The following is an 11,913-nucleotide window of genomic DNA, read 5'->3' as shown; positions in this document are numbered from 1 at the left end:
CCGTGGATGGAGATTGCAGTTTACGGTAATTAGTTTTTCACGTCCGGATTGCTGACTTTTGTAGCTCTTTTATTCGTGGTGTAGAGTGCGCCGAGGACGATAAGGACCACAATACTGAATAGTGCCAGTACGCCATAGCCCTCTCCTAAAAAGCCGGCCCGGTAAACAAGTGAGCCAAAAATACCGCCAAGCGCGGGTGCAGCAACCGGAATCCAGGCGTATGGCCAGTTGGAATCCCGTTTACCTGCAATAGGCAGCAGGGCGTGAGCAATACGCGGACCTAAATCCCTGGCCGGGTTGATCGCGTAACCAGTCGTGCCGCCGAGCGACAGCCCGATAGCACCTACAAGAAAACCGACAATAAGCGGGTTCAGGCCTTCCGTGAACTCGTTTGCTCCTATACTGTTTAATACGAGTAAAAATACGGCTGTCGCGATAAACTCACTTAAAAAGTTCGCAAATCGGTTAGGAATCGCTGGGTCTGTCGAAAACGCCGCCAGCTTCACATCAGCGTTCTCTGTTTCCTTCCAGTGTCCAAGGAAATGCCAGTAGACAACGGCTCCGCCAAGTCCCGCCCCTATAATTTGAGACACGATATAGCCGGGCACATCCGCCCACGGGAAAGCACCAATAGAAGCAAAACCAAGAGTAACAGCTGGATTCAAATGCGCGCCGGAAAACTGGCCCACAGCGTACACTCCCATTGCTACAGCAAACGCCCAGCCAAGCGCTATAACAATCCAGCCTCCACCTTCAGCTTTTGATTTGTTTAAGTTAACATTTGCCACAACTCCTCCGCCAAAAATAATAAGTATCATCGTACCGATGACTTCCGCTAAGTATATCGACATCTTTCCAGCTCCCTTGTAAGCGTTTGTAATTTACAGACATAAGTATCAAAAGCCGTTTCATCGCCTTAAAACGACTAAAAAACCGCACACTTTGCCCATGCAGAGCTAATTAGTGTGCGGCTTTCATTCGACTCAGCCCAATTTATTAACTTAAAAAAAACTTTAGCACGAAAAGAAAACGCTGTCAATTTAAAACGTGAGGGTTGTCACGTTTCATTTTACTGTTTAACGGTTATTAAGTATACCAGAACCATATTATGAAGCTGGAGACCCAGATGAATACACTGTCGGTGAAAACGGTTGGAATTAAAGCTAACCCGTGAGCCGGAAAAGAGACTACTCTTTTCCGGTTTTTTTATTTTTTATACGCTGCAGTCTCCGGCTGATCTCATATTAGGAGGTGAACCATTTGCCACATTTACTTCCACTTTTTATTAAGTTTGTTGCGATGGCTGTTTCGCTTGGCCTGCTGCTCGGTGCTGTACTTTCACTTCTGCCCGGCTGGACTATCGTTTTGTTAGCTGTCGTGCTCACTCTTCTTTCTTACGGGGGCGACTTAATGATGATCCCCCGTGTGAAAAATCCTACGGCTGTGCTTGCAGATATCGGCCTCGTATTTGTATTAGTATTGCTGACTGTTCTGATTTTCACTGGCACCAGCGCGGAAACATGGGTAGGAGCTGTGATTGCCGGGGTTATCGTCGGGGCTTTTGAATACCCTTATCATAATTACCTGCGCAGTAAAATAATGAGCATGAAAGGAAACAGCCTGGTAAATTAATATTTTGGTCCCCAAACGGCCATTCTTATGAACCAAGGGGCTGTCCCAAAAATCGAATGATGGCTCTTTTAAACGGAAGCTGGAGATGATTCTCCGGCTTCTTTTTTCGTGGTTTCCGCTTTTTTTCGTAGGTTATGGGCGACGGCTAACAATCCAAATTCCGTGGTCACCTTGGCAGTGCCCCGGAGGGCAAACCGGCGAAAGCGGCGGTTCGCTTTCAAGTGCCCAAACACACTTTCGGCTTCGATCTTGCGCCGGGCATAGGTGGATGCTCCCTCGTCACTCGTTAACGCCCGGCGGGCGATCGCCTTGCCCTCTTCATAGACCGGGTTGATGCGAACCTGCCGGTTGCCCTCGGTGGTGGTGCACTGGGGTTTCAACGGACAGTCGCTGCAGTCTTCGCTTTCATACCGCTTGAAGTCCCGCTGGTAGCCATAGCGGTCGGTGCGCCGCTCGTAGGCTTGAAACCGCACTTTTCGGTGGTTCGGGCACCAGTACATGTCGTTCTGTTCGTCATAGGTCCAGTTCTGCACCGGATGGATGGCCCGCTGAAAGGCCCGGGTCTGCTCCCGGCGCATGCGTGGGTATGGAATCAAAAACGGAAGGCCTTCCTCGATCAGGGTCAGGTAGTTGGGTTCACTGCCATACCCGGCATCGGCAATGATTTGGCCCGGAAACGGGAGGGGCCGCTCATCCAGCATCGTCAGATGCGGAAGCAAACACCGGGTATCCGTCGGGTTGGGGTGCACCGTATAGCCGACAATGTACTGGTTTTCCGTGCCCATCTGGATATTGTACCCCGGTTTCAGCTGGCCGTTCCCCATGTGGTCGTCTTTCATCCGCATAAACGTGGCATCCGGATCGGTTTTCGAAAAGCTGTTCCGCCCATCGAAGGTCGCCAGGTACCGCTCGTATTTGACCAGTCGCGGCAGATAATCCCGCTCGATCTGACGGTGACGCTTTCGCCACCACTTTTCCTCGGCTTTAGCTTCCCGGCGCTCCTCGGGAGATGCCGCGTCGGCCTGACGCTGCCCGGCCTTCTCCTGGCGTCCGGCCATCTGGACCGCCACCGCCCGGAGGGTATCGGCGTCGATCCGTTCCTGCCCGTCGGGCAAGGAAAGAAAAGGGGCCACTTCCTGCCAGAGCACCGCCAATTTCTCCTAGAGGCGCTGGTCATACCGGACGGTGGACTTGCGCCACACAAACGTATACCGGTTGGCATCCGCTTCGATTTTGGTCCCGTCCAGAAAATAATGCTCCCCGGTGATCAACTGCTCGTCGAGCAGTTCCTGAACCACGTGGTGAAAGAGCGGCGTGATGCGTTCCTGCATCTGTTCCGAGCGAAATCGGTTGATGGTCCGGAAGTTGGGCGTCCGGCCCCCGGCCAGCCACATCATGCGGAGATTTTCCTGCAGGGCCTGTTCGATCGCCCGGGCCGAATACCATTCCCGGGCATAGGCATAGATGACGATTTTGGTCATGGTTGGAGGTGGATAGGCCGGGCGTCCCGCCGAAGAAGGTTGGGGACTCGCAAACCGCTCGGCCAGCCGATCAATGGTGTCGTTGACGATCCGGACCAGATCCCCCTCGGGGATCATGGGTTCTAAACGCATTGGAATCGGGAAACGCTGTGTGTTATCATCGGTAAACATAAGAAATCATCCTTGTCGTATGGAGAGTGTCGTGACTTAACCATATCATCGAAGGATGGTTTCTTTCTTTTTTTGCGCACAGGAAAGGGGCTGTCCTATTTTTGGGACAGCCCCTTGGTTTATCTGCTTTATTTTTTGTCCTGCGAGTTTTTTTCCTGTTTTTTTCTTTCTTCAGCAGAATTCCGGCTTCCCTGCCACTGTTCTTTCTGGTCGGCGGTATTGCCTGTATCTTCTCCTTCCATGTCGGCAACGGAGGCGTCTTCTACTTTTTCCACCCGTCCTTCTTCTTCCTCCTCTTCTTCTTGTTCACTTGTGTAGCCGGTCATTTCCGGATCGTCGGACGGCGTTTGGGAGGTACTGTGCTCACTTACTGCTTCCCACGCATCTTCTTTATCGAAAGCTACATTTTCCTCCTGCCGCTGCTCACGTTCTGGCCCCGGGTTGACTACATCTTCTTCCACCGGGTGGTCCTGCTCGGGTTTGTCACTGCTCGCATGATCTACACACCGCATCGTTTCGGGAACAATTTCAAGCCGTTCGTATGGAATCTCCCTGCCGCAAATTTCACACTTGCCGTAATTTCCGTTTTTCATTGCTTCAAGGGCATGATCGATATTTTCGAGCTGTTCGCGCGCCTGATTGTTCAATGCTGCATCTTTTTCCATTTCATGCAGTTCGGTGCCCTGGTCGCCTGGATGGTTACTGTACTCCGACAGTTCACCGATCGTTTCTGTATTATTATTTTCGTCCCTTGTTTCTTCAACTTCAATTTTTTCTTTATTTTCTTCTTTCATTTCTAAAAGCTGGTTTTTTAATGTTTTTTCCTGTTCTGCCGTAATCATTTGTATCCCTCCAGTATTTTCTACTCTCTCTTTACCCGATTACCGGCTCTGTTGAAAATACTTTTTTCGTCAAAAGTGTTTTGCCTTCCTCACAGCACTGGTTTCGCTGCTCTCTTAGTGGACGCTTACCCTTTTTACCTCGATTCACCGATAAGTAAACACCGATAGTTCCCGGAAGTCACTTCACTGGTTCTATTCTGCATTGACCAACCCATAGACTACCTGGTTTACATAGCCTTCCCGGAGGCGTTCCGATTCTATTAAGACCCCTTCCATTTTAAAATCCAGTTTTTCGGGGACAGCCCTGCTTTTTTTATTTTCTTCTGCGCAGCGGATTTCCACCCGGTGCAGGCCCATACTGTTAAAAGCATACTTTGTAAAAGCCTGAACCGCCTGAGTCATGAGGCCTCTTCCTTCATATTCCTTCCCGAGCCAGTAGCCGAGGCTTGTTTTTTTGTTTCCCCAGTCTATTTCATGGTAATTAATAATGCCCGCCAGCTTTCCATCAAATATTAAACCTGCTCGGAATCCTCCTCCCTCAGCTGCCTGCTGGAGCGTTTTTTCGATGCTGGCGGTGGTATCATGCACCGATTGGACACGATCCACCCAATTCATCCATTCTTTTAAGTGTTGGCGATTGTTATCGATCAGGGCAAACAGCTCTTCTGCATGCTCTTTTTGGAGCAGCAAGAGCTCCAAACGTTCCGTAATGTTATATGAAAACATTCTATCTTCTCCTTTATTCTAAAATCAGCATATTCTGCTCATCAAACTTCCAAAATTCTGCATATGCCGCTTCCCAAATGTAACCATCCGGATCTTTAAAATAACCACTATAACCTCCCCAGAATACCCATTCCGGTTCTTTTGCCACCCTTCCGCCTGCAGAGGCAGCCTGCTGAATAATGGCATCCACTTCTTCAACAGACTTGGCATTATATGCAAGAGTCATTCCTGAAAAACCCCGGCCCGGGTCCTCTACTTTCTCCCCCGTTTCTTTCGCCAGCTCCTTTAGTGGATAAAGCGCCAGCTTAGTGCCTTCGTTATTAAAAAAAACAATGCCCGGGGCGTCCTCTTCTGTATTAGTTTCAAAGCCGAGTCCATCCCGGTAAAATTGCACGGAAACAGTCATGTTCCTGACCCCAAGGGTAATCAGATTAATTCTATTCATATAATCAGCCTCCGATATTAAAATTTCATAAGTGCTGAACACCCTTAGTAGGTAATTCGCCGGGAGCCTGCGCATTCCCTTTCACACAGCTGAAGCTGACCGCAATGTATCCGGCCCAAGGAGCGTTTCGCTTTTCACCCAAACGGGAACGGCTCATTACTACCATGATTTCCATAAGGGGGCATACGATTCATGAGTAAAACAATATTTATTACCGGTGCCGGTACAGGGCTTGGAAACGGCACAGCACTTGGGCTGGCTAAAAAGGGCCACCACGTAATTGCAGCAGTCGAGATAATGGCGCAGATTACCAGTCTGCGGGAGGAAGCAGAAGCAGCAGGAGTAAATCTTGAAGTAATTAAGCTTGATATTACCAACAAACGGGACCAGGAACTGGTCGCTGACTATGACTACGATATTTTCGTTGCAAACGCAGCCATTGGTGAAGGCGGGCCGATAGCTGAAATACCAGTTGACCGCGTTCGCGATATTTTCGAAACCAACGTATTCAGTACGCTCGAAAACGCCCAGATCGCCGCAAAAAAATTCGTGGAAAAAGGCCGGGGCAAAATAATCTTTCTTAGCTCCATTGCCGGCATAGTAGGCATGCCTTACCTTGCTGCTTACGCCTCCACCAAGCATGCCATTGAGGCTATCGCCAAGGCGATGAAGGCAGAGCTTGAAGAATTTAACGTCCAGGTAGCAACCATCAATCCCGGTCCGTATGAAACCGGCTTTAATGACCGGATGTTTGAAGAAAAATGGAAATGGTACGATCCTAAGAAAAATTTCACGCCTGAAAAGTCGATCGGCGAAATGGAACAAATTCTCGACAGCCAGTTTGATCCTGATGACATGATTGCGAAAATGGTCGAAGTGGTGGAAGCAGATCATCATGCCTTCCGCACAGCATATCCCCAGGAGGCCGAAGACCAGATGAAGCAGGAGGAACAGAAAAACTGGGACGCCCGTATATAAAAAATAAACCGGCCAGGTGCCGGTTTATTTTACGTTCTGGTCCATATGAAGAAACTTCATGCCGGTATCCACCTGGCCGTACATATACTTCTCAGGTACATCTTCACCTTTTAGCCAGCGGGAAAAATCGATTTCATACGGCTTTTGGTCGCCTCCGAGCGCGAACCACGCTTTTTGTTCCCGCAAAAGATAGCCGGATGTGTGAATGGTGCCCGCCCAGCTATGGTAATTATCCGAAAAAACGCCGCCTTCGGTATTGTTCAGCAGCCGGTACGCTTGTTCCGCCGAAGGAGCTGTTTGCTTTTCCTGCTTCATCACCGCCTGGCGGGCTTTTGAGTCCACCAGATAATGACGGTTCTCTTCCGGCATTTTTTCAAAGTGGTTGGTGCATGCATGGTCTTCCCGTGCAATCACTCCACGCGGCGATGCCTCCACAACTTGAGAGGTTCCCTTCATGTCCTGCACCACGTAGCTGAACGAGTGGCGGTGCGGTATTTCCTTCAGCATGTCGACAGCTTCCTCCACAGAAGCACACACCTCTAATATTAGGCGCCCAATCATTGAGCAGATAAATCCATCTCCCGGCTTTTTCCGGTGCATAAAATTATAGCCCATTGCAAGCTGTTTTTCGTTCATTCCGTCCATCCGGCCGGTTACCCGCTGCGAAGGGCCAACCATTGCATAGCCCTGATCCGTCGGCTGAAACAACGTGTACCTGCCCTCGTAGGTTTTTGGGTGATAGTCATAATTACGAACCAGATAATTATCCCCTGTCATAATAGAGCAGCCTGATTTAGGTATTTCAAGACGATAGCCGGAAAAATGCATAATAATTTTTTCCATATCCCACTTTAAGCCGTCCTGCAGACCTTCAAGCTCTTCCCAGATGCCGGGCGCCAGATTCATAAACATTTCTTTGGTTTCCTTTATGTCCACTTGAAACCGGGGCTTGCGTATTTTCCATTGCTTGTCCCGGTTTTCGACAGACAATGACCCGGCGAGGTGTTCTCCCTGGTATTTGCCAAATTCGTAATGGGTGCCGCGAAACTGCACCACGCTACTGTAAATTTCTTTCACATTGTCACCTTCATTGAATAATTATTTTCCCGCTGGGTTTCATAAAGTGAAAAACCGCCTGGCTGCAGGCGGCTTAGCGATACTTTTCCCGGTATTCCTGTTCAAGTATGCTCATTATCACAGCGTGGTAGTACTGATGATCGTAGTAACGGCACTCACGCTTCATTCCTTCGTGCACAAATCCAAGCTTTTCGTATACATGAATCGCGCGGGTGTTAAACGAGAAGACTTCGAGCTCAATCCGGTGGAAATTCAATTTCCCAAACCCATATTCAAGCATCAGCTTGGTTGCTTCTGTGCCGAAACGCTGTCCTATATAATCGTCAAAAACGACCATTTGAAACCTTGCCTGGCGGCTTGCCGGCGTGTCGATGTCAATAAACGAAGTGTCTCCGATTAATTGATCATTTCCCTGCATGAAAATGCCGAGGCGGACATCTGCGTGGGCATCGCCCCCTTCAATGTAGCGCTCTACATCCTCCAGCGTATAAATATGATTCGTTCCTGTAAACTGGCGGGCAATCTGATTATTGTTAAATGCTTCATACAAAGCTGGTACTTCTTCTTTCGTATATGGACGCAGATACAGCTGCTCCCCTTCAATTGCTTTTACTAATGACTGCATAGTTACCCTCCATTTATTTCCTGGTTATCCCGATATACGACCATCGCGCTGAAATAAAAGAAATTCATTTCAAACTGAATATCCGTTACTTCAATGCCTGCGTCGTCCAGAAAAGCGTTCACCTCCTGTCAAGCCCTTTATCGCTTATGGCGTAAAACGTTTTTATTCTCACGTCTCTCCTCCTCAGCATTTTCTATTATCTATTGTACCAAAAGCAGGTATGATAAAAGGAGAACAGGAGGGAAAAATATGGAACGAATTTATTACGGTAAGCATACAGAACAATTCGGGGATCTTCGCATTCCGGAAGGTGAAGGGCCTTTTCCTTTAGCTGTGGTTATTCACGGCGGGTTTTGGAAAAAGCCATTCGGCCTTGATATTATTCAGGACGTGGCAGAGGATTTAACCCGGGAGGGCATCGCCACATGGAACATTGAATACCGTCGCATCGGCCATGAAGGAGGTGGCTGGCCCGGTACGTTTAATGATGTTGGCAGGGCTGCAGACTACGTACGTGAGCTCGCAGCCATTCACCCTATCGACGTTCGGCGGATATTTTCTATTGGCCATTCCGCAGGGGGACAGCTCGCCTTGTGGCTCGCTGCCCGGCCATTCCTGCCGGCTACCAGCGAATTATCCCATTTCGCTGAACCGTTATCCATGTACGGGGCTGTGAGTCTCGCCGGTGTGCTTGATATGCACCTCATGCACGAGATACACGATTACCGCAACAAAATCACAAACGCCCAGGAACCCATGGACCCTGTCGCAGATCTGCTCGGCGGCTCCCCGGATGAATTTCCTGAGCGCTATACTGAGACGTCGCCGTTTGACCTGATTCCTATTGATGTCCCCCAGATACTCGTGCACGGAGCGCTCGATGTGAACGTACCTGTTGGCATCAGCGCCCAATATAACCAGGCGGCAAAAATCGGCTACCGGCCCATCAAGTATCTTGAGCTTCCCGACGCAGAGCATTTTATGCTTACTGATATCCAGACAGAGGCCTGGAGCATGATTAAAGAAGAAATCCATGAGATGCTGTCTTTATAGATTTATTTACGGGAAAACGCCAACAATACCTTTGATAGCAAAAAAACCGGTGTGGACACCGGCTTCATTGAGACTGGAGATGGAAACCAATATGCTCCAATGCAGCTTCAAGATTTCTTGAAATATGGATGTTCATTTTTAAAATTTCATTATTGCTTAATTCGTGCTGGGCGATCGCCGGGGATATACCTGTGAGTAAAATGTTAACCCCCATCAACTTCAGGGCGTGAATGACGTTAATAAACACGTGTGGAAATTCACCATCCACAATTACCAGCCCGGACAGATCAATTACAAGGTGTTCAATTTTTTGGTTCGCCGCGTACTCCAGAACAGTCCGGGTGATAATATCCGCCCGTTTTTCATCAATGATGCCCTGGACCGGGAGTATAGATATGCCAGTGCGGACCGGAATGATCGGCACATTCAAAAAACCGAGATTGTACTGTGTATGGTCGAGTTCGATGATATGGGCAAGCACATCCCCCATAGCTTTTAAGTAATCCACGTCCTCCTGGCTGAATATTTTCTCTTCCGGATCCATGACGCACAAGGTACCGAATACGTTACCATCCAGGTCGGTCAGCGTGACGCCGAGGAAGCCTTTCATCTGAAGCTGGGAGGTGACCTCCAGCTCCTTTGTCATGACGTCTCTGGTCAAGTTCTCGGTACAGAAAGCATCTTCTTCATTCATAATGATCTTTCTGCAATATGTGTCGCTATATTTTACCGAATAGCCTTCTGGAATAATCTCTTCTTTCTTATTAAACGTGCTGATAACAGTCATTTCATTGTTGCCTCGTTTGGTGATGTAAGCTGTATTAACATCAAGCTGATCTGCTATAATATCAAATATTTTCTGCGAAACGGATTTAAGCGACGGAAATTCAGTCGAATCCAGGCTATACTCTTTTTGCAATTTATGTTCCTCCAACATTTAGATTGATTGTGGGGTGACTTGCACATTAGAATTATTATAATACTTTTCTTCCGCTCAAACAATCCATATGTCTTTAGTATGATATAAATGCATACTTATTATATTTTTTCATACAAAAAGCCAGGGAGCTTCCCTGGCTTAAGTGTAAGGTACGCGAACCATATATAGCGCGTTTTCAACGAATCCATGCTCTGAAGCGTGCGGCCGATCACCATCGTCTCCGTACCCGTAATCAAGCATGCGGTTCCGATTCAGGCAAAGCTTCACCATGGCTGGCTGAAAAAGGTTAAAAAGCTGGAAACGTTCAGCAAGCTCCGGAAAACGTTTTTGATACGCTTCAATTGTTTCAACTATCATTTTCCAGAATGTATGCTCTGCAAGTAAGTTTTCCCGGTCAAGCAGATCCGACAGGTAGCGGAAATGGCAGATAAACAGCCCCGTGAAGATAAACTGCACGAGTCCTTCCGGCGGTTCGCAGCGTAAAACCTGTTTCAGCCGGGCCGGCAAGCCTTTGAGCTCCGGCAGCTGCTGATCGCTCACATTTACGTCATCCACAAAGTCTTTCATAATAAGCCGGTGCGGCTTGTAGTTCTTTAACACCACGATCGTATTCTGGCCGTGTGGCGAAAAAACGGTGCCGTATTTATACATGTAATGCAGCAGCGGAGGAAGCACGGCATCAAACAGCTGTTTAATCCAGGCTTCTGTACTTAATCCCGACCGCTCCACGTATTCGAGCACCAGAGGCTTTCCATTCGCATCCTCGTGCAGAAGGGCCGCCAGCGTTACTGGTTTTTCGTCCTCTTCCACATCCATATAAATACTTTCTCTCCAGACAGCCCCAAGCATTTCTGTATACTGATACGGCACTCCCTGCAGATGGTGAAACGCAGGGTGCGGCACATCGATCGTCTCTGTTTCCCCGAGGAGCCCCACCCTGCACGTATTCCTCAGGAACGAATCCTCGTCTCTGACCGTCTGAATCCACTTCGTCACTTCCGGGGCCGCCATGGTCCGCTCACTGGGAAGCCCCCGGTACACCAGCGTATTCAAAATACTGACCGGAAGCTTTACATGTTTTTTTGTTTTATGCTCTGTATTTACGAACGTGCGGATTGATTGCTGGGGCAGGTACGTATCCTCCGCATAATCCAGTGGAATGATCCATCCTCTGGCAATATACTCAGCGTAAAGCGTCACAATGTGATTGTCCCACTGCCAGGTATGCACCGGCATGTAATAATAGTCCTCCGGCTCTCGCCCAGCCCGGTTGATAAGATCGCTAAAATGCTCCCGTTCGGTTCCACTCAATTCCTCTTCTATTAAACGATGATAGCCATCAGCGTGTACCGTTTGAAACGAAGCTGCTTCCTGATGGACCGCTATCCAGAACAAACGAACCTCCTGCTTGTGTTCAGGAGCATAAGAAAGGTAATCCTGAAAGCTGAAGCCAATGCGGCCTTTATTGTAAGTGATCCATGGATGCCCGCCCATTTCTCCTTCAAGCTGCAAATAATCCATTTCCGCAAGCTCGGCAGCTGTCGTTTGTTTGTCCAGCAAATGGCAGTCTGCGGTCAGGGTATGATAATATTCTTTCAGTAAATGGCCGGCGGTCTCACTCGAGATTGGTGCCATTTGCTGAAGTTCAAGCAGAAAAGCATCTGCCCGCACAGGTACTTCCATATCGTGTTCTTTTTTTACAATGCTTTCCGGGTACACGTAGACACTGTCAAAAAGCCGCTTGCGTGCAGAAAATGTATAAACCGCTCCAGACGCTTCTACTTGAAGCATTTGAGGGGATCCTTCTTTTACAATCTCTGCTTCTATAATAGCTTCATACAAAAATTCCTGCAGCATCTTCGCTGTTAACCGCTGGTTCGCTTCCTCCCAGTGCCGCTGTTGGACGGCTCCAAAGGATTCAGCCGTATATGGATTCATCTGCT

13 protein-coding genes are annotated in these 11,913 nt (G+C 48.6%); 3 read left to right on the top strand and 10 right to left on the bottom strand.

Going from position 1 to position 11,913, the window contains the following annotated elements:
• Window positions 1-29: 29 nt before the first annotated feature.
• Complete coding sequence (locus ACTTK6_RS10615) at window positions 30-851, bottom strand: MIP/aquaporin family protein (RefSeq protein WP_079474254.1); 822 nt, start codon at window positions 849-851, stop codon at window positions 30-32.
• A gap of 409 nt (window positions 852-1,260) precedes the next feature.
• Here ACTTK6_RS10615 and ACTTK6_RS10610 point away from each other — a divergent pair, with 409 nt between their 5' ends.
• Window positions 1,261-1,632: a DUF2512 family protein gene (locus tag ACTTK6_RS10610; RefSeq protein ID WP_462833414.1), complete on the top strand. Its 372-nt coding sequence runs from the start codon at window positions 1,261-1,263 to the stop codon at window positions 1,630-1,632.
• A gap of 68 nt (window positions 1,633-1,700) precedes the next feature.
• Here ACTTK6_RS10610 and ACTTK6_RS10605 read toward each other — a convergent pair whose 3' ends face one another.
• The 5 genes from ACTTK6_RS10605 to ACTTK6_RS10585 form a co-directional block, all read right to left on the bottom strand.
• Complete coding sequence (locus ACTTK6_RS10605; protein WP_462833412.1) at window positions 1,701-2,477, bottom strand: transposase; 777 nt, start codon at window positions 2,475-2,477, stop codon at window positions 1,701-1,703.
• A 315-nt stretch (window positions 2,478-2,792) separates the two neighbouring features.
• Window positions 2,793-3,230, bottom strand: a complete 438-nt coding sequence (locus ACTTK6_RS10600; RefSeq protein WP_462833445.1) for a transposase — start codon at window positions 3,228-3,230, stop codon at window positions 2,793-2,795.
• Between the two features lie 182 nt (window positions 3,231-3,412).
• Complete coding sequence (locus ACTTK6_RS10595) at window positions 3,413-4,126, bottom strand: TraR/DksA C4-type zinc finger protein (RefSeq protein ID WP_079474252.1); 714 nt, start codon at window positions 4,124-4,126, stop codon at window positions 3,413-3,415.
• Window positions 4,127-4,318: 192 nt separating this feature from the next.
• Window positions 4,319-4,852 (bottom strand): GNAT family N-acetyltransferase, encoded by a 534-nt coding sequence (locus tag ACTTK6_RS10590; RefSeq protein WP_462833411.1) that lies wholly within the window; start codon window positions 4,850-4,852, stop codon window positions 4,319-4,321.
• 13 nt (window positions 4,853-4,865) lie between these two features.
• Window positions 4,866-5,297, bottom strand: coding sequence for a VOC family protein (locus ACTTK6_RS10585; RefSeq protein ID WP_462833410.1), 432 nt, complete (start codon window positions 5,295-5,297; stop codon window positions 4,866-4,868).
• 192 nt (window positions 5,298-5,489) lie between these two features.
• Here ACTTK6_RS10585 and ACTTK6_RS10580 point away from each other — a divergent pair, with 192 nt between their 5' ends.
• Window positions 5,490-6,275, top strand: a complete 786-nt coding sequence (locus ACTTK6_RS10580; RefSeq protein ID WP_462833408.1) for an SDR family oxidoreductase — start codon at window positions 5,490-5,492, stop codon at window positions 6,273-6,275.
• A 24-nt stretch (window positions 6,276-6,299) separates the two neighbouring features.
• Here ACTTK6_RS10580 and ACTTK6_RS10575 read toward each other — a convergent pair whose 3' ends face one another.
• A complete protein-coding gene (locus ACTTK6_RS10575) occupies window positions 6,300-7,352 on the bottom strand; it encodes a C45 family autoproteolytic acyltransferase/hydolase (RefSeq protein WP_462833406.1) in 1,053 nt (350 codons plus the stop codon).
• 73 nt (window positions 7,353-7,425) lie between these two features.
• Entirely contained in the window at window positions 7,426-7,977 is a 552-nt protein-coding gene (locus ACTTK6_RS10570) for a GNAT family N-acetyltransferase (protein ID WP_079474247.1), read from the bottom strand.
• Window positions 7,978-8,226: 249 nt separating this feature from the next.
• Between ACTTK6_RS10570 and ACTTK6_RS10565 the strand changes: the two genes are divergently transcribed.
• Complete coding sequence (locus ACTTK6_RS10565) at window positions 8,227-9,030, top strand: alpha/beta hydrolase family protein (protein WP_079474246.1); 804 nt, start codon at window positions 8,227-8,229, stop codon at window positions 9,028-9,030.
• 64 nt (window positions 9,031-9,094) lie between these two features.
• Here ACTTK6_RS10565 and ACTTK6_RS10560 read toward each other — a convergent pair whose 3' ends face one another.
• Together ACTTK6_RS10560 and ACTTK6_RS10555 are read right to left on the bottom strand one after the other, a co-directional pair.
• On the bottom strand, window positions 9,095-9,949 hold the full coding sequence (locus ACTTK6_RS10560) for an STAS domain-containing protein (RefSeq protein WP_462833405.1): 855 nt from the start codon (window positions 9,947-9,949) through the stop codon (window positions 9,095-9,097).
• Window positions 9,950-10,108: 159 nt separating this feature from the next.
• Window positions 10,109-11,908, bottom strand: a complete 1,800-nt coding sequence (locus ACTTK6_RS10555; protein ID WP_462833404.1) for an IucA/IucC family protein — start codon at window positions 11,906-11,908, stop codon at window positions 10,109-10,111.
• Between the last annotated feature and the right edge of the window lie 5 nt (window positions 11,909-11,913).

It is taken from the genome of Marinococcus salis (genome assembly GCF_054971365.1).
Note: the sequence above shows the minus strand (reverse complement) of the source record. Positions and strands in the feature narration are given on the sequence as shown.